Origin of the sequence: Thiorhodococcus mannitoliphagus, from assembly GCF_010915725.1 — a bacterium.
In the GTDB taxonomy this organism is placed as follows: Bacteria; Pseudomonadota; Gammaproteobacteria; order Chromatiales; family Chromatiaceae; genus Thiorhodococcus; species Thiorhodococcus mannitoliphagus.
On the sequence record NZ_JAAIJR010000094.1, the window covers coordinates 1 to 22641 of the forward strand.

20 protein-coding genes are annotated in these 22641 nt (G+C 63.1%); 9 read left to right on the forward strand and 11 right to left on the reverse strand.

What is annotated here, in order from left to right; all coding sequences use genetic code 11:
• Positions 1–107 precede the first annotated feature (107 nt).
• On the reverse strand, positions 108–1235 hold the full coding sequence (locus G3480_RS18730) for an NAD(P)/FAD-dependent oxidoreductase (protein ID WP_164655412.1): 1128 nt from the start codon (positions 1233–1235) through the stop codon (positions 108–110).
• Positions 1236–1645: 410 nt separating this feature from the next.
• The gene (locus tag G3480_RS18735) at positions 1646–2272 is read right to left on the reverse strand and encodes an arylesterase (RefSeq protein ID WP_164655413.1); all 627 of its coding nucleotides are present in this window, start codon (positions 2270–2272) and stop codon (positions 1646–1648) included.
• Here G3480_RS18735 and G3480_RS18740 point away from each other — a divergent pair.
• Together G3480_RS18740 and G3480_RS18745 are read left to right on the forward strand one after the other, a co-directional pair.
• Positions 2271–2960, forward strand: a complete 690-nt coding sequence (locus tag G3480_RS18740) for an ABC transporter ATP-binding protein (RefSeq protein ID WP_164655414.1) — start codon at positions 2271–2273, stop codon at positions 2958–2960. The genes G3480_RS18735 and G3480_RS18740 overlap by 2 nt on opposite strands.
• Positions 2957–5446 (forward strand): ABC transporter permease, encoded by a 2490-nt coding sequence (locus G3480_RS18745; protein ID WP_164655415.1) that lies wholly within the window; start codon positions 2957–2959, stop codon positions 5444–5446. Before G3480_RS18740 ends, G3480_RS18745 begins: the two co-directional genes overlap by 4 nt.
• 144 nt (positions 5447–5590) lie before the next feature.
• Here the strand turns inward: G3480_RS18745 and G3480_RS18750 are convergent, their stop codons facing one another.
• A complete protein-coding gene (locus G3480_RS18750) occupies positions 5591–5788 on the reverse strand; it encodes an Alvin_2107 family globule sulfur oxidation protein (RefSeq protein ID WP_164655416.1) in 198 nt (65 codons plus the stop codon).
• 368 nt (positions 5789–6156) lie between these two features.
• Here G3480_RS18750 and G3480_RS18755 point away from each other — a divergent pair, with 368 nt between their 5' ends.
• From G3480_RS18755 to soxZ, 5 genes are all read left to right on the forward strand, one after another.
• Positions 6157–7200 (forward strand): AAA family ATPase, encoded by a 1044-nt coding sequence (locus G3480_RS18755; RefSeq protein ID WP_164655417.1) that lies wholly within the window; start codon positions 6157–6159, stop codon positions 7198–7200.
• Positions 7193–8464, forward strand: coding sequence for a vWA domain-containing protein (locus G3480_RS18760; protein ID WP_164655418.1), 1272 nt, complete (start codon positions 7193–7195; stop codon positions 8462–8464). The genes G3480_RS18755 and G3480_RS18760 overlap by 8 nt, the downstream gene beginning before the upstream one ends.
• A gap of 126 nt (positions 8465–8590) precedes the next feature.
• Positions 8591–10114 carry a M48 family metalloprotease gene (locus G3480_RS18765; protein ID WP_164655419.1) on the forward strand — a complete coding sequence of 508 codons (1524 nt, stop codon included), beginning with the start codon at positions 8591–8593 and terminating at the stop codon, positions 10112–10114.
• 243 nt (positions 10115–10357) lie between these two features.
• Positions 10358–10831 carry a thiosulfate oxidation carrier protein SoxY gene (soxY, locus tag G3480_RS18770; protein ID WP_164655420.1) on the forward strand — a complete coding sequence of 158 codons (474 nt, stop codon included), beginning with the start codon at positions 10358–10360 and terminating at the stop codon, positions 10829–10831.
• A 57-nt stretch (positions 10832–10888) separates the two neighbouring features.
• Positions 10889–11200 (forward strand): thiosulfate oxidation carrier complex protein SoxZ, encoded by a 312-nt coding sequence (gene soxZ / locus G3480_RS18775; RefSeq protein WP_164655421.1) that lies wholly within the window; start codon positions 10889–10891, stop codon positions 11198–11200.
• 248 nt (positions 11201–11448) lie between these two features.
• Here the strand turns inward: soxZ and G3480_RS18780 are convergent, their stop codons facing one another.
• The gene (locus tag G3480_RS18780) at positions 11449–12375 is read right to left on the reverse strand and encodes a lysophospholipid acyltransferase family protein (RefSeq protein ID WP_338114177.1); all 927 of its coding nucleotides are present in this window, start codon (positions 12373–12375) and stop codon (positions 11449–11451) included.
• A 370-nt stretch (positions 12376–12745) separates the two neighbouring features.
• On the opposite strand from G3480_RS18780, the gene G3480_RS18785 reads away from it, so the two are divergent.
• A complete protein-coding gene (locus G3480_RS18785; RefSeq protein WP_164655422.1) occupies positions 12746–13174 on the forward strand; it encodes a rhodanese-like domain-containing protein in 429 nt (142 codons plus the stop codon).
• A 126-nt stretch (positions 13175–13300) separates the two neighbouring features.
• On the opposite strand, the gene G3480_RS18790 is transcribed toward G3480_RS18785, so the two are convergent.
• The 4 genes from G3480_RS18790 to trmJ form a co-directional block, all read right to left on the reverse strand.
• A complete protein-coding gene (locus G3480_RS18790; RefSeq protein ID WP_338114178.1) occupies positions 13301–13858 on the reverse strand; it encodes an iron-sulfur cluster co-chaperone HscB C-terminal domain-containing protein in 558 nt (185 codons plus the stop codon).
• A 114-nt stretch (positions 13859–13972) separates the two neighbouring features.
• Positions 13973–14455 carry a Fe-S cluster assembly transcriptional regulator IscR gene (gene iscR, locus G3480_RS18795; protein WP_164655423.1) on the reverse strand — a complete coding sequence of 161 codons (483 nt, stop codon included), beginning with the start codon at positions 14453–14455 and terminating at the stop codon, positions 13973–13975.
• Positions 14456–14517: 62 nt separating this feature from the next.
• Positions 14518–15315 (reverse strand): serine O-acetyltransferase, encoded by a 798-nt coding sequence (gene cysE / locus G3480_RS18800; protein ID WP_164655424.1) that lies wholly within the window; start codon positions 15313–15315, stop codon positions 14518–14520.
• Complete coding sequence (gene trmJ, locus G3480_RS18805; RefSeq protein ID WP_164655425.1) at positions 15300–16127, reverse strand: tRNA (cytosine(32)/uridine(32)-2'-O)-methyltransferase TrmJ; 828 nt, start codon at positions 16125–16127, stop codon at positions 15300–15302. Before trmJ ends, cysE begins: the two co-directional genes overlap by 16 nt.
• Positions 16128–16202: 75 nt before the next feature.
• Here trmJ and G3480_RS18810 point away from each other — a divergent pair, with 75 nt between their 5' ends.
• On the forward strand, positions 16203–17000 hold the full coding sequence (locus G3480_RS18810) for an inositol monophosphatase family protein (RefSeq protein WP_164655426.1): 798 nt from the start codon (positions 16203–16205) through the stop codon (positions 16998–17000).
• Positions 17001–17038: 38 nt separating this feature from the next.
• Here G3480_RS18810 and G3480_RS18815 read toward each other — a convergent pair whose 3' ends face one another.
• The 3 genes from G3480_RS18815 to G3480_RS18825 form a co-directional block, all read right to left on the reverse strand.
• Positions 17039–18148: an osmoprotectant NAGGN system M42 family peptidase gene (locus G3480_RS18815; protein ID WP_164655427.1), complete on the reverse strand. Its 1110-nt coding sequence runs from the start codon at positions 18146–18148 to the stop codon at positions 17039–17041.
• Positions 18145–19893, reverse strand: a complete 1749-nt coding sequence (gene ngg, locus G3480_RS18820) for an N-acetylglutaminylglutamine synthetase (RefSeq protein ID WP_164655428.1) — start codon at positions 19891–19893, stop codon at positions 18145–18147. Before ngg ends, G3480_RS18815 begins: the two co-directional genes overlap by 4 nt.
• A gap of 195 nt (positions 19894–20088) precedes the next feature.
• Positions 20089–21864 (reverse strand): N-acetylglutaminylglutamine amidotransferase, encoded by a 1776-nt coding sequence (locus G3480_RS18825; protein ID WP_164655429.1) that lies wholly within the window; start codon positions 21862–21864, stop codon positions 20089–20091.
• Positions 21865–22641 lie beyond the last annotated feature (777 nt).

The window sequence follows — 22641 nt, forward strand, 5'->3', positions numbered from 1 at the left end:
CCCCCCTTTCGCAAAGGGGGGCTAGGGGGGATTTCGGGCGGCATCGCTCGCATCGGGAAACAATTGATGGACACTTTCTAAGGACGTGCCAGCATCCGGCTGGAAGCTCAACGATAGCGATGGAGGTACATCCACTCGAAGAAGCGTTTCAGCCAGTGAAAGATGCGCATGGACGGCATCACGAGATTGTACTTTTCATTGCGGGCGACCAGCATGCCGCTGTCATTGGTGTCAACGATGCAGATGAGTTCGACGCGGAAGCCGGCCTTGGGCGTTTGCCCCTTGAACTCGGCAACCAGGTTATGCGATGCCGCCCTGGCCTGAAGGTCCGCCATGTGGCCCTGCTTGGGCATCCAATCGGGTCCCGGGAAGCTACCGGAATCACCTGCGACGTAGACACGCTCGAAACCGGGCACGCGACACTGGGCGTCGGCCTGGAGGAGACCGCCCGGCGAGCGCGGCAGCTCGGTATTGTCGAACCAGGCATTGCCCGTGACGCCCGGCATGAAGAGGATGAGGTCGGCCGGAAATTCCTCCGCCTCGGTCTCAACCTTCGTCTCCGAAAGGCCCTTGAGCTTATGCCCAAGGTGGGTGCTGATGCCCCGCCGCTTCATCTCGGCCAGCAAGCCGTCGACGGCCTTGGGGCCGAGACGATTGCCAGGACGCTCGGCCGGGGTGAAGAAATGCAGCTCGAACTTGTCGCGCCGCTTCTCCTTGCGCAGCTGGTTGTCCATGCCGAAGAGGAACTCGAAGATGGGGCCGCCGCGCATGGAGCTCTGCTCCTTGGGATTGCTGGCAAAGCCCATCGCGATGCTACCGCCGTCCATCGCCTTCACGCGATCGCGAATCGCCTTCACGGCGGCGACACCCTCACAGGGCACGATCGCATGCTCGATGCCCGGGAGCTTCTTGATGAAGCGCCCGCCGCTGGCAATGATCAGACCATCGTTCTCGATCGGCCCCTCGGTCGTCTCCAGGACACGTCCCCCGTCACGCAGTCCCGTTGCCTCGCCGGCGACGTGGGTCACTTTCATGCGCTCGAAGAAGCCACGGAGATCGATGACGAGATCGTCTCCGCTACGCAGACCGGACGGCACCCAGATCAGCCCCGGGTAGTAGACGAACTCGGCCCTGCGGCTGACGAGGGTGATGTCGAGATCGGGTCTCAGCCGCCGCAGTGCTCGGACGGCCGTGAGGGCGGCGAAGCCGGCCCCAACAATGGTGACACGCTCCATAGATACTCCATCCAGTGATTTGAAGACTCAAGCCCTGCCGAAGGAAGTCAGGCGTTAGACAGCAAGGCATGAAAAACTGCACCCAAGCGCAAATGGCCCGAGTCGATGAAAACAGCATCATTGCACGCCGGCGAAAGAGGCGCCCCGCACATGATGTCTCCCAGAAATCGCGCCGCGCCCCATCCTCGCACGCACGTGCGACGGACCTGCCCCCCTCAGCCGGCCGCGCTTAGAAAGTGTCCATCAATTGTTTCCCGATGCGAGCGATGCGCCCGAAATCCCCCCTACCCCCCTTTGCGAAAGGGGGGAAGTTGTTGATGGACGCTTTCTTAGGAGACGTCCACATTCTACTTCCCGCTTTGCGGAAACACGGTACCGAACAAATCGGGAAGTAGTTTCTGGACAGTTACTTAGTCTCCGGCCGCTGCGGTGGCCTCAAGCAGCGGCAGGAGCGCCGGCCAGACATTGTCCAAGATCAGCGCCTGAGCCTCTGATTTTGGATGGAGACCGTCGGACTGCATCAGCGCCCAATCATCAGCGATGCCCTTCAAAAAGGTTGGCACCAGCGGCACCTCGAGGCGATCGGCAACCTCCGCGTAGACCGCTTGAAAGCCCTCAGTGTAAGCCGCACCATAGTTGGGCGGCAGACGGACGCCGAGCAGGAGGATGCGGGCCCCGGCGTCACGCCCGAGTCGGATCAGCGCTTCGAGGTTTCCCCGGAAGCTATCCAATGGGAGACCACGCAGCCCATCGTTTGCACCCAATTCAATGACCAAGACAGACGGCTGATGCGCCTTGAGAAGTTGCGGCAGGCGCGTCAAGCCGCCCGTCGTCGTGTCGCCAGAAACGCTGGCATTCACGACTTGATGCGGCAAGGCCTCCAGCCCGATACGCGCTTGCAGCAGCGCAACCCACCCCTCATCGGTTGAGATTCCATAGCCCGCGCTCAGACTGTCCCCAAGAACGAGAACGACCGGTGTCCGCGCGGCAGCCGTCATCGGCAGCAGTAGAAGCAAGATCAGGAGTCGACGGATCATGTCAGCACAAAGCGTCCAAACTGTGTCCAAGGCAATGGCATTAGGCAAGCATGTTAACGGCCCGACGGGCGGCTTGACCATCCTCAGCGGGCTCGATCTTGAGATCCACTCCGGTGAGGCCGTCGCCATTCTCGGTGCCTCGGGCTCGGGCAAGTCGACACTGCTCGGTCTGCTCGCCGGCCTAGACGACCCCACAGCGGGTGAGGTCTGGCTCTGCGGGCAACGTGTCGGCGACCTCGACGAGGACGGGCGCGCCGAGCTGCGCAGCGGCCGCGTCGGGTTCGTCTTCCAGAATTTCCAGCTCCTGCAAACACTGACGGCGCGCGAGAACATCTTGCTGCCCCTTGAGCTAACGGGGACTCCCAAGGCCGCAAAACGCGCCGATGAGGCCCTGGAGCGCGTCGGCCTCTCGGCGCGGGCCGGGCACTATCCAAAGCAGCTCTCCGGCGGTGAGCAGCAGCGTGTCGCCATCGCGCGCGCCTACGCACCGCGGCCCAGCGTCCTCTTCGCCGATGAGCCAACTGGGAACCTGGATCAAACCACGGGCGAGCACATCATCGACCTGCTGCTGGAACTGCGCCAGGACACAGGCGCGGCCCTGGTGATGGTCACCCATGACGCCCGTCTCGCGGAGCGCTGTGACCGGCGTCTGCACATGGACAACGGCGAGCTGGAGCAGATGGCATGACGGCTTGGCGCATCACCCTGCGCCTGCTACGCCAGGACTGGCGCAGCGGCGAACTCTACCTCCTCAGCGCCGCACTCGTCCTCACGGTTGCAGCCATCACAGCGGTCGGCTTCTTCACCGACCGCGTCGAGGCGACCATGGAGCGGCAAGGCAGTGCGCTCATCGCGGCCGATCTCGCGCTCGAGTCCTCCTCGCCCCTTGCCGAAACGCTGAGCCAGGAGGCGCAGTCGCGCGGCCTCGAGACGGCTCAGACAGTCGAATTCCGCAGCGTGGTCACAGCCGGCCAGGCGCCTCAGCTCGTCCAGATCAAGGCAGCGGATCCAGGCTATCCATTGCGCGGCGCACTGCGCATCAGTGATGGCGCCGGGAGCCAGGACCAAGTGAGCACGGCCGGGCCGCCACCGGGGGACCTTTGGGTCGAGTCGCGCTTGCTGCGGCTCTTGGCTGTCGACGTCGGCGACGAGCTGCGCGTTGGCGAAACGGGCCTGCGCATCGGTGCCATCCTGACCGACGAGCCCGACAAAGGACGCAACCTCTTCAATATCGCGCCCCGCGTGCTCATGAGCCACGCCGACCTGCCGGCCACGGGCCTGATCGGCCCGGCGAGCCGAGCTACCTACCGCTTGCTGATCGCCGGCCCCGCCGAGGCCGTCGCTGACTTCAAGCGCTGGGTGACGCCAAGGCTTGCGGCCAACGTGTCGCTCGAAGATGCGCTCAACGCGCGCCCGGAGTTTGCCTCGGCCGTCGATCGCGCCTCCAGATTCCTGCGCCTGGCCACCCTGGTCACACTCTTGGTCGCGGGCGCCGCCATCGCGCTCGCCAGCCATCGGCTCGTCGACCGCCAGATCGACGCCGTCGCCGTCATGCGCTGCCTCGGCGCACCGCGACACCTCCTGATGCGGGTCTTCATCCTTCGTCTGGTCGTCTTCGGGCTCCTTGCGAGCCTGCTCGGCTGCCTGCTCGGCTGGCTCGGACAGCTCGGCCTGATCGCGGCCCTCGCGGATTGGCTCGAGCCGGATCTGCCACCGCCCTCCATGACCCCCATTTTGATCGGCGTTACCACCGGCATGATCGCGCTGCTGGGCTTCGCCGTCCCACCCCTGGCGCAACTCGCGCAGGTGCCGCCGCTGCGCGCATTGCGACGCGACCTGGGCCGGCCGCGCGCATCCGCGGCCCTGACCCTGGGCGCCGCAGGACTGGCGCTCGCCTTGCTGGTGTTTTGGCAAGCCGATGACTTCGAGCTGGCCTGGAAGCTCCTTGGCGGCGTACTGGGGGCGCTGCTGGCCCTGGTCCTCAGCGTCTTGGTGCTGGTTCGTCTCGCCGGGGGGCTTGCGGGACGCGCCAGAGGGGTCTGGCGGCTCGGACTCGCGGCCCTGGCGCGCCGCCCCAGCACCGCAGTCCTGCAGATCAGCGGGCTCGGGATCGGGATTCTCGCCCTCCTGTTGCTGGCCGTGGTCCGCGTCGATCTCCTCGAGTCATGGCAAGAGACATTACCGGAAGGCGCGCCCAACTACTTCTTGATCAACATTCAGCCGCACGAGGTAGAGCCGCTGCGGGACTTCCTGAGCAGCGCGGGGATCCAGACCCCAGATCTCTATCCGATGATCCGGGGACGCTTGACCCACATCGGCGAGCAGGAGATCGATCCCTCGAGCTATGAGGATCCTCGTGCCGAGCGCCTGGCGACGCGCGAGTTCAATCTGAGTTACGGGGAGGCGATGCAATCCGACAACCGCATTGTCGCGGGACGCTGGTGGAGCGGCGGCGATGCACCACCGCAATTTTCAGTCGAGCAAGGGATCGCAGAGACCCTGGGCATTGCGCTCGGCGATGAACTCACCTTCTGGATATCCGGACACGCGGTCAGCGGCCCGGTGACCAGCCTGCGCGAGGTCCAATGGGACAGCTTCAATGTGAACTTCTTCGTCAGCGCCTCGCCGTCCCTGCTTCAAGACGAGGCCGCGACCTTTATCACCAGCTTCTATCTGCCCAGGGAGCGCGAAGCAGTGGTGACCGAACTCGCGCGCCGCTTCCCGAGTGTGACGACCCTGGATGTCGATGCCATCTTGCGCCAGGTGAGAGGCGTGATCGACCGCGGCGTGCTCGCCGTGGAGTATGTCTTCTTCTTCACGCTCGCGGCAGGACTCTTGGTGATGTACGCAGGCATCCAGGCGAGCCTGGAACAGCGGCGCGTCGAGCATGGCATTCTACGCACGCTCGGGGCCAATCGGCGCTCACTCCTCATCAGCCTGGGCGTCGAGTTCAGCGTCGCCGGGCTGCTCGCTGGGCTACTGGCGTCTGTCTTTGCAGAATCGACCGGCTATCTGCTCGCAGAGCAGCTGTTCGAGCTGGATTTCAGCTTCAACCCGAGCCTTTGGGTGCTCGGCGTGCTCGGATCGAGCGCGCTAATCGGACTGGCGGGGACCCTAGCGACCTATCCGCTGCTGATCCGTCCGCCATTGCGGACGCTGCGAGGCGAGGGATGAAACTCAGTAGGATGGGCAGCGCAAGCGCGATGCCCATCCTAGTCGCTGCGGGGCAAGGGATGAGCCGGCCTCAAGGAAATGGCTTGACTGGGAAAACAGCCGCGCCGAAGCGCGGCGGTGATGGGTCCAGCAAGGGGGCGACGTTTAGGCTTTGACCCAGTTTGCGAAGTTATCCGTGGACTTCTCTTCGCCGTCGCTGTAGCCCGCCTCATAGGGCTCGGTCAGACGCTGCTCTTCGCGCTTGGGGTTCTGGAGGAACCCGCACTGCCAGCCTTGGATGTACTCGTCATCGACGCCCATCTGCTCCATCTTGGTCACGGCATCGTAGTAAATCTGGTTCATTTCCGGTCTCCGAGCTATTTCATGTGGTGAGGGCCTGATCCAAAGGGACCCGGCAGGCTCAACTTTCTAAAAAGACAGATCACATCGCGACGACCATGATCCGCCCTGTCCTCTCTCTTCTTCGACTCTCGGACGGAGCGCCACCCGAACCTCGGGCACGATCACGGGGACGAGGAAGGAATAAGAATACAGCGTTTTTCTAATAGGTGACAAGTACGCTTGGGCGCTCGGAAGGAACGAGGAGGCGCAATGACTTTTCTCAAACCTCGACCGCTTGCGAATCCATCCAGTCAGACACACCTCACGAACACTGATGATAAGGGATGGGGGTCTGCCCCGCCGCTGTATTGGGAGGACGAAACAACGCCATGCGCCCAGCTCAACTGCTCCGCGTCTTGGATCGCGAATTCACCAGTGCCGCCGAGGGGCACCACACGCCCGTCATGCTGTGGGGGCCACCCGGGGTCGGCAAGTCACAGATGGTGGCTCAGATCGCGGCCCGGCACGCCGCGCCCGTGATCGACATCCGCCTCTCTCAGATGGAGCCGAGCGACCTGCGCGGAATCCCCTTCCGCGCGGGAGCGCAGGTCGAGTGGGCGATTCCAGCCATCCTGCCCGATGCCAATCGACATGGCGATAAGGGCGTGCTCTTCTTGGACGAGATCACCTCCGCGCCACCAGCCGTTTCCGCGGCGGCCTATCAACTCATCCTTGACCGCCGCCTCGGCGAATATCAGGTGCCCGACGGCTGGGCAATCTTCGCCGCAGGCAATCGTCAAGGCGATCGCGGCGTGACCTACAGCATGCCGGCGCCCTTGGCCAATCGCTTTTCGCACTTCGAGGTGGACACCCACCTGGATGACTGGGTCGCCTGGGCCTACAAGAGCGGCATCGACGAGCGCATCATCGCCTTCCTGCGCTTCCGCCCGGAACGCTTGTTCGACTTCGATCCGGCCCACAACCCCATCGCCTTCCCCTCGCCGCGCTCTTGGGAGTTCGCACACCGCGGGCTGCACAAGTTCGAGGACCAAGCCGATCTGCTGCAGGGCACCCTGCAGGCCTGCGTCGGGCCAGCAGCCGGCATCGAGCTGACCGCTTTCATCCACAGCCTGGAGCAGATGCCGGATCTCGATGCCATCGTCCGAGGAGAATCCGCCAGCGTCCCGCGCGAAATCGATCTTCAGTACGCCGTCGCCGCCGCCTTGGTTGGCCGTGCAATCCGCGCCGCGAGCGAGCCGGAGGGGCAGCAGATCCTCGACAACATCCTGCAATACGCCGGGCGCTTCCCTCAGCGTGAGATGGGGGTCATGCTGGTCTCAGATCTCCATCGCGCGGTGGGCAGCCAGCTCTTCGAAGTCCCGGCCTTCACCGATTGGGCCCAGCTCGTCTCGGATGTGATGCTCTATGATTGAGCACGCCGGCCAGCCGCAAGCCTCAGCCATCGCGACCAAGCTCACGGCGGCGCGCACCCGCCTCATTCTCGACAAGCCCTTCTTGGGCGCGCTGGTGCTGCGCCTGCCCATGCATGAGGCAAAGCCGGAGTGGTGCCCGACCACGGCGACTGACGCACGCGCCTTCTACTACAACCCCGACTACATCGCCTCGCTGACATCCTCCCAAACCGAGTTCATGCTGGCGCATGAGGCCTTGCATTGCGCCTTGTCGCACTTCGCGCGGCGGCAGCATCGCGTCAGGCACAAATGGGACCTCGCCTGCGACTATGCGATCAATCCGCTTCTGATCGAGGATGGGCTCTCGCCACCGCCGAATGCCTTGGTGATGCCGCCCTTCAAAGGTTTGACGGCCGAGGAGATCTACCCGCTCATCGAGGATGACGACAGGTCCGAGACACTGGACAAGCACGCCTACGACGCCGACAACCAACAAGGGGGCAGTCAATCCGGACTCAACGAGAAGGACCTCGACCGAGAGGCGTCGCCGCCACCGGCACCCGGCCAAGACAGCGGCACCGGAGCCGCGTCGGCGCATCAGCCAGAGGAGGGCTCGGGCCCGGGTGCGAGCGAGCCCCAACCGCTGACGCCCGATGAGCGCGAGAGCCTGTCCGTGCAATGGCGGCAACGTCTGGCGGGCGCCGCCCAGCAAGCCATGCAGGCCGGCAAGCTCGGCGGCGAACTCGCCCGGCAAATCGATCACCTGCTGCAACCGCAGTTGCCGTGGCGGTCGCTACTGGCGCGTTATCTGACGGCCTTCTCTCGGGAGGACTATAGCTACCAAAGGCCATCGCGGCGCGAGGGCGATTTCATTCTGCCGAGTCTGCGCAGCCAGCAGATCGACCTCGCCATTGCCGTCGACACATCCGGATCGATCAAAGACAATGAGCTGGACGAGTTCATCGCCGAGATCGATGCCCTCAAGGGCCAGGTGAGCGCCCGCATCACGCTGCTCCCCTGTGACGCTGCCCTCTGTGAGGGCGCCCCCTTTCGCTTCGAGCCCTGGGAGGCATTCGAACGCCCGAAGAACATCCAAGGGGGTGGCGGCACCAGTTTCCGTCCGGTCTTCGAGTGGATCGAGCGCGAGGCCGCGCGGCCCGACCTCTTGGTCTACTTCACCGACGCCAAGGGCGATCCGCCTCCCCAAGCACCGCCCTACCCGGTCATTTGGCTGATCAAGGGCCGGGCAGAGGTCCCCTGGGGGCAACGCATCCAGCTCAATTGACTTGACCGCGTCTTCCACTTAGCTTCAGGCTCTCTACATCATCGACTTGAAGCACCTGAAGGATACTTAGAGCCGCGATTGCGAGCGGCAGCACTGGAGGCGAGCAGACCTTCCCCCGAGCACATGATGAGACGCAAGACGAAGTTTCCTCGACTCAAGCAGGCGGCGATCGGCGCGGGCGCCCTCATCGCTGTGCTCGGCACAGCGGTCCCCGCCGAGCCCTTCGCGCTCCCCGACATGGGCAGCCCGTCGGATGCCGTCATGAGCACCGGGGCAGAGCAGCGTCTGGGCAAGGCCTTCATGCGCAGCGTCCGCGAGTCGCTCCCCATCCTCGACGACCCAGTCGTGACCGACTATGTGGAGTCCCTGGGCCGTGAGCTGCTCGCTGCCGACAATAACGCCGGCGGCGACTTCACCTTTTTCGTCATCGACCAGCCCGTGGTCAACGCCTTCGCCGGCCCGGGTGGATACATCGGTGTCTATGCGGGCCTGATCCTAGCGGCCGAGACGGAGAGCGAGCTGGCCGCCGTGATGGCGCATGAGATCGCGCACGTCACCCAGCGTCATCTCATGCGCAGCATCGACGATCAGAGCAAGCTCAGTATCCCAGCGACGGCCCTCCTGGTCGCGGCCGCCATTCTCGGCGCGCAAGTCTCCGCCGACGCTGGGGTCGCTGCCATCGCCGGAATCCAGGCGGCGACCCTGCAGCGCAAGATCAACTTCACGCGCGAGAATGAGAAGGAAGCGGATCGACTTGGCATCGTCACCCTGGCGAAGGGCGGCTACGACCCCTACGCGATGGCAGGCTTCTTCGAGCGGCTCGCCAAGAACAGCCGCGTCTATGAGAATAATGCCCCGGAGTTTCTCCGCACCCATCCGGTGAATACCAACCGTATCGCGGATGCGCTAGGCCGGGCGGACGATTTCGGCGCCCAACAGCGCCCGGATCATCTGAGGTTTCAATTGGCGCGGGCGAAGCTTCGCGAAGCCTCTTACAAGCGTCCCGAGCAGGCCGTAGACCACTTTCGCGACACCCTACGCGAAGGACGCTATCGCAACATCATGGCCGAGCGCTATGGTTATGCACTCGCCTTGGAGCGCGCCGGCAAGCTCGGTGCGGCCCAGCAGATCGCAACCGAGCTGCTCGACGCCAAGCCGATGCTGCCGGAATTCATCACCCTCGATGCACGCCTCGACGTCAAGCAGGGCAAGGCCAGTCAGGCGGTTGCTCATCTCAAGCAGGCCATCAGCCTAGCGCCTGCCAGCTGGCCACTGCGCATTTCCTACGCCGATGCGTTAATGGCCGCCGGCAAGCCTAGCGAAGCCCTCGACGAATTGACCACCGTCGCCAGGCTGCGCCCGGGAAACGCGGTGCTTTACGAGAAGCTGGAGGAGGCCGCCTTGAAGGCTGGAGATCGCGCGGCAACTCACAGATTCCGCGCGGAGAAGCTCTATGCGGAAGGGGATCTCGAGCCAGCCATACGACAACTTGAGATCGCACTGCGGCAACGCGATATACCCTACCACGACGCAGCCCTGATCCAAGCGCGACTGGATATCTGGAAGGAAGAGGCGCGTGACAGCAAGCAAAAGAAGAAGAAAGACCGAGATAACAATCAGCGGGGCATCAGCCCGCAAATCAAAAACTAGAAACGCCAGAGGAGACACCACAATGATCGTAGAGAGGACAGCGTCCGGCTTCAGTAAGGGCCGCGTCTGATCCATGCCCCCGGATGCCGAGTCACGCGCGGTGCAGAGCACGCATAACGCGACGTGGCCGCATTTCAGCAAGACCCCTTCATCCAACCGCGGGCCAACGGCAGTGAGCGTCGGAGATCTAGGCGCGCCGTTGATAAATTCCGCAATCCTTCATTGCTGCACAGGAGATCCTTCATGATCGACGCCAAACGTAGAACCCTATTGAAAGGCTCACTGGCTGCCGGCTCAGTCGGCGCGGCCATCGGGGCTGGCCTGCTGACCCCGCAATTGGCGCTGGCCGAGTGGAACGAGGCGGCCTTCACGGCCAAAGACATCCCGGCAGCCCTCAACGATCTGCTCGGGGGCGATAGCGCGGAGACCACCGACAAAATCAAGATCAAGGCGCCGGACATTGCTGAGAACGGTGCTGTCGTCCCGGTGACCGTCGAGACCGATATGGAGGGCGTGACCTCGATCGCCATCATCGCCGCGAAGAATCAGACGCCACTGATCGCGGCCTTCGATTTGAGCGAGACCGCCCTGCCCTTCGTCTCCACCCGCATCAAGATGGCTGAGACGGCGGATGTGGTCGCGGTCGTCAAGGCCGGCGACAAGCTGTATCAGAACGCCAAGAACGTCAAGGTCACCATCGGTGGCTGCGGCGGCTAAGCGACCGCCGCGTAAAGACACCACCAGCGACAGAATTTAGAGAACGAGGACAACCCGATGCCAGACATCAAAATCCGCGCGAAGCTCAGTGGCGATGAAACCACGGTCAAATGCCTGATGAGTCATGCCATGGAGACCGGACTGCGTAAGGACAGCAAGACGGGCGAGAAGATCCCCGCGCACTTCATCCAGGAAGTCGTTTGCAAGCACAAGGATGAGGTCGTGATGACCGCGTCTTGGAGCGGCGGCGTCTCCAAGAACCCCTACCTTTCATTCAAGATAAAAGGGGCGGCCGCTGGTGATCCGATCGAGATCGCCTGGACCGACAACAAGGGCGAGAGCGCCAGCGCGACCGCCGAGATCTCCTAGCCGGACAGGCCGGTCCGTGGCCCCACGGACCGGCCAACACCAGCGGCGATAACAAGCTTGCCGAGTCGGATCAGGCGAAGGCGCTGCGGGTCTTCGGCGTCGATCATCGTTTCGGCCAGTCGTCTTCCGTCGGGTGGACAAGCGCAGCGCAGTCCACCAACGCCGACGCGGGATTCGGTGGTCTTTGCGCTCGCTCGTACACCCTACCGGCCCGACTACCGGCCCGACTGATGACCAAGGCCGGGTCTTCAGGCCCGCAGCCGATCCACATGCCGAAAGACCTCCGCATCCTTGACCGGACCCGTGTAGACCTTGAGCGCGCCCACGGGACGCCGCCTGAGCCGCTTGTACGGCCAGACGTATTGCTCTGGACAGGTCATGACGCACTGCTCGATCCCGCGATTGAGCGCCGTCGCGGCCTCGACGTCGTCCTCGCTATCGATCCCATCCGGCGCCTGGATGCAATGCAGACGGAAGCCAGCATCGTCCGCCAGCCGCTCAGCGAACATGAAGATCACCGCAGCCCCTGTCCGCCGCGCCAGCCGATTGACCAAGAGCATGGTGAAGGCCGGCTGGTTGAAGAAGGGCGCGAAGACGGCCCCTTTATCCGCCTTGGGCTCTTGGTCCGGCAGAATGCCCACGTAATCCCCACGCTCGAGGGCTTGGACCAGCACCCGGATACCCTTCGCTGTAATCGGCGCCAGCTCGGCACCACTGCGCGCCCTTGAGTCGCGAATCATATCGTCCAGATATTTCTGCGGTTTGTAGAAGATCGCCGTGGGCCCCTGTGCCGCAAGGTGCAATCCCGCCAGCTCCCATGCCCCGATATGCGGCGAGAGCACGATCAGCCCTTTTCCCTTTCTACGCTGCAACAGCTCCGCGCCCCGCACCTCACGCACCAGCGACAGCACCTGCTCGGCGGGCCGCAGCCAGAGGTAGGCGATCTCGAAATAGGTCATCCCAAGCGCTTGGAGACTGCGCTTACGCAGGACCAGCTGCTCCTCGCGACTCAAGTGCGGCAGGCACAGCGCGATATTCATGAGCGCATTGCGTCGCTGTCGATTCGGCCAATGGGCGACCAGCAGACCCAGCCCAGCGCCCAGCCGATGGATGACCGAGATCGGCAGACGCGCGACCAGATGCATCAGGATGCGCGCAGCACGATCCTTGAGCACAAGGCCAAGTGGCCTGTACGATCTGCTCTTGACTCTCCCCAAACCAGCCTCCTCAAAGACCTGAATCGCCGACGGCAGCCCGTCGATTGATAGACTGTCGTAAGAATGCCCCAATAGGATCCGCCAATCCGCGCAAGCATCGGACTGCGGACGCAGCCGTCACACAAGAATAAGCCTAAAGGGAACCGTTGAACCGCAACGAGCGCGAAGCGCACAAAGGGGATTTCAATGCCTTGTCTCAGCACCAAGGCTCACCTTCAGGGTGGAGCGCCCGGGTGAAACAAGCTTTTGTTCCTCTTCGCCTTCTTTGCGCCTTTGCACGTCCCATTGCCCAATCTAGGCCAACGACCGCCAAAAGAGGAAACGCCAAATGACCGAAGAAGCCCCGAATAGCCTGACCCCGAGAGAAGCCATGGAGATGCTTGAGTCCCACCCCCAAGCCGTCCTGGTGGACATCCGCTCTTCAATGGAATTCTTGTTCGTCGGGCATCCCAAGGGCGCCGTGCACATCCCTTGGATCGACGAGCCAGACTGGGTCGTCAACCCGCACTTCGTGACCGAGATCCGCAAACTGCTGCTCGGCGGCGCGGTCTGCGAGAAGGACATGGGCTGCGCACCCGTCATCCTCATCTGTCGCAGCGGAAAACGCTCTCTCGAGGCAGGCAGAGCCCTTCTCCAAGAGGGACTCAAGTCCGTCTTTCACATCGACGAAGGCTTCGAGGGCGAACTGGACGAGCATCATCACCGCGGCACCTTGGGTGGATGGCGCTTTCACGGTCTGCCCTGGGAGCAGTGCTGAGAAAGCCTCCATCGATTCCTTGCCGGTTCTCTGCTCACGAAGCCCTTGCTTCGTGATCGGAGCAGAGGTTCGCAAAAATAGAGGAACCCCCGAGGCAACGCCAGCGGGCTCAAGCACGCAGATCCTCTAGTCGCGCCGCCCAAGCACGACCTGTCGGCCCTCCGCGTCACGACGACAGCGCGACAGTTGCTCGAGCTGACGCACGATCTCGCGGGCGGCGTTGAGGTTCTCCGGCGAGGGATCGGCAAAGAGGGCATGCAGTTCCTTGTCCAGCGCCGCACTGCGCTCCGCCAGTTTTGTCAGGACCTTGGCGACGGCCCCGGCCGGATCCGAGCGGTTCGTCGCCGCCACCAAGGTCTCTTCCAGCTCGATTTGCTCCATCAGTGAGGAGCCACGACTGCCGAGCTGGCCTTTGGGAAACTCCAAGGAATCTTGGTCGGTCTCGTAGAGGCAGCAAAGATACTCGGCCCGTGAGAGGGGATCGGCAAGCGTTCGGTAGGCCTCATCCAAGAGACCCAGGGCATGGGGACTCTCGCCGTCATCTTGCGTCTCGCGGCCGAGCAAGGACTCGATTCGCAGCCAGCGAACGACCGCACGGTAGCGCTCGGCCAGCACGCTGACATCGACCGCAAAACTCATCGGCAGGTCGAACAGCTCGAAGTAATTTTTAGCTGGACTCAGCACGTCAAATGCACTGGCCGATCAGAGAAAGGGCTCACCCATCGGCATAGTATAGAACGACAAGCCCGTCATGCCTGCCCTAGGTCAAATCCAAAGACCGGCGAGCAAACTCTGTCATCAAGAATGGACGACGATGGGCTGCACGTCGAGCTTGACGTCGACGGCGGCGCAAGTCGTGGGGGGGCGATTCCCGGCTGTATCGCGCTTGTCGACCAGCTGCTGCAGGTCGATCTGGTTCAGATGCTCATAGATGCGGTCGCTGAGGTCATGCCAGAGGTCATGCGTCAGGCAGGGGCCATTGTCCTGACAATTGTGCGCCCCCCCGCAGCGTGTCGTATCCACGCTCTCATCGACTGCGGCGATGACCTCGGCCACATGGATCTCGGCGGCTGCCCTGGCAAGATTGTAGCCCCCGCCCGGCCCACGCACGCTGGTCACCAAGGAGCGCTTGCGAAGCTTCGCGAACAGCTGCTCAAGGTAAGATAGCGAGATGCCCTGGCGTTGAGCGATGTCAGCCAAGGCAATGGGGCCTTTGCCCTGGTGGATCGCCAAGTCCAGCATAGCCGTCACGGCGTAACGGCCTTTTGTGGTCAGTCTCACTTACGACACCCTCTCAGCATGATTCTGCCTGAAATCATACGTTACCCGAGCATTCCGATCAATTAAGCCCCACGCTTTTTCGGACTATCGGCGTCCGCCAGATCGGGCTGGGAGGCCACCTCGATCTCCATCGCATCGAGATCCGCATCATGCTCGAAATGATGCATGATGCCGTGCGCTTCGAGCACCCGAGAGATGGCCTCCATGCGCCGATCCATATGGTGAATGTGATCCAGCATGCGATTGATGGCGTTGGCAACCGGGTCTGGCGCATCGCGTGTCGCGCCGTAGGCATCGAAGCCGATACGCTTGGCGGTATCCGCGCGCCGTTGCGTCCTGGCGTCCTTTGCCGGCTCGATGATGCGTCCTGGGACCCCGACGGCGGTCGCGCCTGGCGGCACGGACTTGACAACGACGGCATTGGAGCCGATGCGCGCGCCGTCGCCGATCTCGATGGGTCCCAGCACCTTGGCCCCGGCCCCCACCACCACATCACGCCCGAGCGTCGGATGGCGCTTGCCCTTCTGCCAAGTCGTGCCCCCCAGGGTCACGCCGTGATAGAGGGTGCAGTCGTCCCCGATGATGGCGGTCTCGCCAATCACCACGCCCATGCCGTGATCGATGAAGAAACGCCGCCCAATCACCGCGCCTGGATGGATCTCGATGCCGGTCAAGAGTCGCGCGATATTGGAGAGCAGGCGCGCTAGCCATGGGAGATCACGCATCCAGAGTCCGTGCGCGACGCGGTGGACCATCACCGCGTGCAGCCCAGGATAGGTCGTCAAGATCTCGAAGGCGTTGCGCGCGGCCGGGTCGCGTTCGAAGACGCAGGCGATGTCTTCCTTCAATCGCGCGAACATTTGGCCCCTTCCTCTTCGCTGGCGCTCGCTGAACCTGCGTCCGCAGCCTGGTCCGAGCGCGCGAAGCGACCAGGCGACTTCCGCCCCTGTGCGGCGCTGAGGATGCCGCGCAGGATGTTCATCTCGACGCGGTCCGGGCGGGCGCGATTGAAGAGCCGCCGCAAGCGCTTCATCAAGGTCCGCGATTGTTCGGGGTCGCTGAAGCCAATCTGCATCAGGGTCTCGACCAAATGGTCGTAGAAACCTTCCATCTCATCGGCCGTCGCGACCTCGCGCGGCTCCTCCTCCAAAGGTGCGCCGGCCGCCTCAAGCAAACTGCGGCGAATTTCGTAGGCGAGCACCTGCACCGCGGCCGCCAGGTTCAGCGAGCTGAATTCTGGATTCGTCGGGATGTGCACCAGGTAATGGCAGCGCGCGAGTTCATCGTTGGTAAGGCCCGAACTCTCGCGCCCGAGCACCACGGCCACATCGCCCTCGGCGCCCTCGGCAATGAGCCGACGCGCGCACTCACCGGGATCGAGCAGTGGCCACTCGATGGTCCTCAAGCGCGCGCTCGCGCCAATGACCAAGCGGCAGCCCGCAAGCGCCTCGGTCAGCGTTGGATGGATGCCGGCACTCGCCAGCAGGTCATCCGCGCCCGAGGCACGCGCGAGCGATTCGGCGTCCGGCGGCTGCTTCGGCGCCACCAGCTCCATGCGGGAGAGCCCCATGGTCTTCAGCGCCCGTGCGGCAGCCCCGATGTTTCCCGGATGTGTCGTCTCCACCAGCACAAAGCGGATTCGTGCCAGCGGGTCCTTGAATTGGTCTATCATGGTGGGCTACTTCATCACGAACATCGCTGTACCAGCACCATAGGATACAGCGACAGCCTTAGAATCCTTCAACAGATGCATCCAAGTCTCAATATCGCTATCCGCGCGGCACGCAGCGCCGGCAGGCTCATAATGCGTTACTCGGACCGGGTCGACGACCTCAAGTTCGAGTCCAAGGGCCGCAATGACTTCGTCAGCGACGTCGATCGCGCCGCGGAGGCAGCCATCATTCAAGAACTCAAGAGCCGCTTCCCCAGCCACGCCATCCTTGCCGAGGAAAGTGGTGAGCACGGCTCGGGCGACTTCGTTTGGATCATCGATCCGCTCGACGGCACAACCAACTATCTCCACGGCATGCCACAGTTCGCGGTATCCATCGCGCTCAAGCACAAGGACCAGCTGGAGTGCGCTGTCGTCTACGACCCCATGCGAGAGGAGATGTACACCGCGGCGCGCGGCCAAGGTGCTCAGCTCAATGATCGTAAGATCCGAGTCGCCACTCGCCAGTCGCTCGAGGGCGCCCTGATCGGCACCGGCTTCCCCTTTCGAGACCAGCAGCACATCGATGCCTACCTCGGCATGTTCAAGGCGATGACGCTGACGACGGCTGGCGTCAGACGCCCCGGATGCGCATCCCTGGACCTTGCCTATGTTGCCGCGGGACGCACGGATGGCTTCTGGGAACTCGGGCTCTCGCCATGGGACTGCGCCGCCGGCGCCCTGCTGATCAAGGAGGCCGGCGGCACCATCACGGATTTGAGCGGGGGCGAGCGCTTCCTCGAGACCGGCAACATGGTCGCCGGCAACCTCAAGGTTCACCGCAGTATGCTGGACCTCTTGACGCCCTTTCTGAATGACAAGCTGAAGGCCTGATGCTGTCCCCGCGCGGTCTCACCGCGCGCGGATAGCCGTCAGCCTCGTTGAGTCGGGAATCCAGCGCGCGGCCCGATCCCGTAGCGGTCGCGGTTGTAGAGCGGCGGCCCCTGCATGTAGACGCTGACCAACTGGGCGAGCGATTCCAAGGCATTGGTATGAATCCGCTCGTAGCCGTGCGAGGCATCCACGCCGAAGGTGATCAGCGCCGTGCGCACGTCGTTACCCGCCTCCAGCGCGGCTGCGCTATCGGACCTGTAGTACTTGAAGACGTCGCGCTGATGCGGGATCGCAAACTCCTGGCACAGCTGGATCATGCGGTGCGTCAGGTGATAGTCGAAGGGGCCGCTCTGATCTGCCATGGCAATGGTCACGCCGAATTCGCTGGAATTCTGTCCCGGCGCCGTGGTTCCGTTGTCGATGGTCAGCATCTCCGCAACGTCTTGATGGAGTGCCGCAGAAGCCCCGGAACCAACCTCTTCCGAGATGGTGAACAAGGGGTGACAATCCACCGGCAGCTTCAGATTCTCGCGCTTGTAGGCCTCGATGGCCGCCAAGAGCACGGCAGCGCCGGCCTTGTCGTCCAGGTGCCGACTGTTGATGAAGCCGGTCTCAGTGATCTCGGGCGAAGTATCGATCGCAAGAAAGTCGCCGACGTGGACCCCCATCCGCAAGAGGTCTTGGAGTCCCTTCACCTTGGCATCGATGCGCAACTCCACATAGTCCCAACCGCCCGGCTGGTTATCGATCTCGGGCGCAAAGGTATGACCGGATGCCTTCAGCGGCAGGATCGTCCCGCGCCATTGCCCGGTATCCGTGAACAGCGTCGCGCGGGCGCCCTCGGCGAAGCGCCCGTTCCAGTGCCCCACGGGAACGAGCTGGAGCCGCCCGTTCTCCTTGAGCGACTTCACCATGGCACCCAGTGTGTCGATATGGGCCACGATGGCGCGATCGGGCTGCGACACCTTGCCAGAGAGCGTCGCGCGGATGGCACCGCGCCGCGTCAGCTCGAAGGGCACCGCGAGCCGCTCGAGTTCTTCGGCGACCAGGTGGACAACGCGATCGGTATAGCCTGCGGGACTCGGGGTAAAGAGGAGCCTCAGCAGGATATCGACAAGGTACTCCATGTCGATTCTGGGTAACTTCAAGAAAATTCCTCCCGAAACACGGTCTGCGGAAACAGCAGATCGACAAAACGCTCGGCCGTTGGCTGCGGCTCATGATTGGCGAGCCCCGGGCGTTCATTGGCCTCGATGATCACATATTCCGGAGCGCTGACGGAAGGCACGATGAAATCGAGCCCGGTGACGGGAATCTCCAGGGCGCGCGCCGCCCCGCAGGCCGCGTCGGCCAACTTGGGATGCAGTTCTGCGGTCACGTCATGGATGGTGCCGCCCGTATGCAAATTGGCCGTCTTGCGCACCTGAAGATAAGCGCCCTCCGGCAGCGTATCGGTCATGTCGTAGCCTGACGCCTGAACGCAGCGCTCGGTCTCCGCATCCATGGGGATGGAACTCTCCCCCCCCGTGGCTGCGCGCCGCCGACGACTCTGTGCCTGGATGAGGTCGTGCACGCTGTGCTGGCCGGTCCCGATGACGTGTGCCGGGCGCCGAATGGCCGCAGCGACGACCTGAAAGTCGATCACGACGATCCGCAGATCGTCGCCCTGGACGAACTCTTCCAGAATGACCACGTCGCACACCCGGCGCGCAGCAGCAACCGCCTTCTCGAGCGTCTCCGGATCACGCACGTCGACGCTAATGCCTGCGCCTTGCTCGCCGCGCGTCGGCTTCACCACGACACTGCCAATCTTGGACAGGAAGGCCTCGGCCTGGTCGAGCGCCTCGTAGCGCGTTTGCTCGGGCACCCGCAGCCCAGCCCTCTTGAGCAACCGATGCGTAATCGCCTTGTCGTCACAGCGGCTCATTGCGACGGCGCTGGTCAGCTCGCTGAGGCTCTCGCGGCACACCACGCGCCGCCCGCCGAGCACCAAGGCAAAGTAGCCCGCCTCAGCGTCAATGACCTCGATGCCGATACCACGCCGCCGCGCCTCATTGACGATGATGCTGGCATAGGGATTGAGATTGGCCTCGGGCTGCCGCCCGATGAATAGAGGCTCGTTGAAGGCATTCTTGTTCTTGAGGGCGAATGCCGGAATCCGCTGGAATCCGAGCTTCTCATAGAGCCGAATCGCGTTGGCATTGTCGTGCATCACCGAGAGGTCGAGAAAGGCGCGACCACGCGCGAGATAGTACTCGATGACCTGCCGCACAAGCGTCTCACCGATGCCTGGATAAGGAGCCTGAGGATCAACCGCGAGCGCCCAGAGGCTGGCGCCGTTCTCTGGATCTTCGAAGGCCGCCGTATGGTCGACACCATTGACGACCCCGAGGATGACACCATCCTGCTCATCTTCGGCAACCCAGTAGCTGAGCACCTTGGACATGCGGTTGCCCCAGATGAAATCGGCGCCCGGCGGCACCATGCGCCGACTGATATAGAGACGCTGTATGGCCTCCGCATCGTCAAAGCTGTTCAAGAGCCGAATGTGGAACCCTTTCGGCCTGCGGTGGCAGGACTGATAACGCTCCAACCAAAGCCGAAAGGTGTGGGAGGGATCGAGAAACAAGTCTTGAGGCGCGTATGACAGGACGACGTGCGGGTCGCGCAGATAGAGCGCGACATCGCGCTTTCCGGGGCGCTCGTCCTGCAAGGCGACCGCCACCGCACGCGGGTCCGTGAATGTCTGGCCGAACAGGAGCCGCCCCCAGCCGCAGTCGACCACGGCGGACTCGCCAAGTCGCTGGTCCGCGCGCGGCTCGCCGTCCCAGTTATTGACCGATAGAGCCCGGCTACGCTCGAGGCGGTGATGGAAACGTTCTTTGGTGCTCATCGTCACGTGTCCTTTTCCTGCGTCGATCACAATGACCAAGATGTCCGCGCGGGAGAGCCACTATGAGCCCCCAGATCGCGGCCTTTCTCCAGGCTTATCCGCGCCGGCACCAGCAATGCCGACCAGGCACCGGGCGCGAACGCCCCGGCCGAGGCTGCCCTCTTGTCGGAAGACATGGACTCAAGTCGCGGCTTCTCAAACGCCATGCTCTTGCAGCCACATTTCCAGCAAGGCGACTTGCCAGAGCTTGGAGCCTCGCAGCGGGGTGATGTGGTCATCCGGTGCCGCCAAGAGCGCGTCGACGTAGGCCGGCTGAAACAGCTCGCGCTCCCGCGCGGCCTGCGAATGAACCAGATCCCGAACCCTATCCAGGACCTTACCACGCAGGTATTTCAGTGCCGGGACTGGAAAATAGCCTTTGGGGCGATCGATGACCTCGCTGGGAATGACCTTGCGGCCAACCGCCTTGAGTACGCATTTTCCGTCGTCGCAGAGCTTGAACCGGTCCGGCATCCGCGCCGCCAGCTCGACCAGCTCGTGATCTAGGAAGGGAACCCGCGCCTCCAGCCCCCAAGCCATGGTCATGTTGTCGACGCGCTTGACGGGGTCATCCACCAGCATGATCTGCTGGTCGAGACGCAGCGCCTTATCGACGGGCGCCGCTGCCCCCGAGCGGGCGAAATGCGACGCGATGAAGGCCCGGCTGTAATCTTCACCGTGGAAGCGCGCATGCACGGCACGCCGATATTCATCGTGAGTGCGGTCGCAGAAGGCACGCGCGTAATCGGCCTCCGGATCCGCGCTGCCGACCATCGGCGGATACCAGTGATAGCCGGCGAAGACCTCGTCGGCCCCCTGCCCGCTCTGCACCACCTTGACGTGCTTCGACACCTCTTGCGACAGCAGGAAGAAGCCGATGACATCGTGGCTCACCATGGGCTCTGCCATGGCGCGCACGCAGTTGGGCAGCTCGGGAAGCAAGCGTGACGCCGAATCGACGCGAATCTTGTGATGGGTGGTGCCATAGTGCTTGGCGATGATGTCGGAGTACTGAAACTCATCCCCAACCTCGTCACCGACGCTCTCGAAGCCAACGGAGAAGGTATTCAACCCTTGCTGACCCTGCTCCGCCAACAGCCCGACGATGAGGCTGGAGTCGAGCCCCCCGGAGAGCAAAACGCCGACATCGACATCCGCGACCAAGCGCCGCTCGACCGCGGTGCGCAAACTTGCGAGCACACGCTCTTGCCAGTCCTCGAAGCCGAGCCCCTGCTCATCCGCGCGCGGCTCGAAGACTGGCGCCCAGTAGGTGCGGTCGGTAGAACGCCCGTCAGGCTCGATACTCCGGATGGTCGCGGGCGGAAGCTTGCGCACACCCGACAAAATGGTGTGAGGCGCGGGCACCACGGCATGAAAATGCATGTAATAGTGCAGGGCCACGGGGTCGATGTCGGTGGCAACACCGCCAGCGGCCAGGATCGCCGGAAGACTCGAGGCAAAGCGCAGCCCGCCCTTCACCTCGGCATAGTAGAGCGGCTTGATTCCGAGACGATCGCGCACCAGGGTCAGCCGGCCCGAGTCGCGCTCTGCAATGGCGAAGGCGAACATGCCGTGGAAGTGGTCGACACAGTCAGCGCCCCAGGCATGAAAGGCCTTGAGCACGACCTCGGTATCACCCTGGGAGAAGAACCTGTAGCCCTTCTGCTGCAGTTCGGTACGCAGCTCCTTGTAGTTGTAGATGCAGCCGTTGAAGGCGACCGACAGCCCCAGCTCACTGTCCACCATGGGCTGCGCCGCATGGGCGCTCAGATCAATGATCGACAAACGGCGGTGCGCCAGCGCGACATGCCCTTGCTGCCAGAGACCATGCCCGTCCGGACCGCGCGGAATCATCGCCGCGCTCATGGCACTCAAGGCACCGACATCAACCGGGGCGCCGTCGAAGCGGACTTCACCGCAAAATCCACACATGAAACCTTCTCCTGAGACTGGAGCAAAGACATCCACGGCAGCAAGACGCCACCGTACATAAATCAAGACAACCGCTAACCATTGACAGGACCACCTGAGGCAATCGCGAGCGGAGACGGGCAGGCAATGATCGGCTCACCGCGCCCGACCCCACGGCCGGCACCGGATGGCCTTCTGAGAGGCGTAGCGCGCACAGCAACCGAGATTGCTGGGCCGATCGGTTTCGCTCATGGTGCTTCATCCGCAGATCCGAAACCTTGAGAAAAACACTGCGGCCGCAGCCTCTGTTGATCCAGCCAGGCTGCCCCGCGAGCCATGGAGCGGCCTCGACAGCAGGGCTGTAGTCCCGAGCAAGCCAACGCCCGAGGGCACCCGACTGACGGCTGTTTCAGCACAGATTCCAGGCTAAATCTGCTTGTTATCCGACATGTTAGCGAACCGAGCCATGAGTTTCCACCCGCAGACCCAGGGGACGGCAGGCATCGGAGGCAGGTGATAGGAAGGACGAAGCGGCGCACGAAAGGGACCGAAAGGGGTCGATCACGCGCTTTCAGACCGCGCAAGAAGACGGCAGGCCTCAGGCGCCGCGAGCCTTAGCAAGCGTCCATCAACAACTTCCCCCCTTTCGCAAAGGGGGGCTAGGGGCATAGCCGTCAGGCTAGCGGTATTTTCATTTTAAATCAATATTTTACGAGCGCACCCCATAACTTCTCAATAAGTCATGGCACCCAATAAAACAGAGACTTAGAATCAAAAGAGTCGCACTTCTGCGCCTCA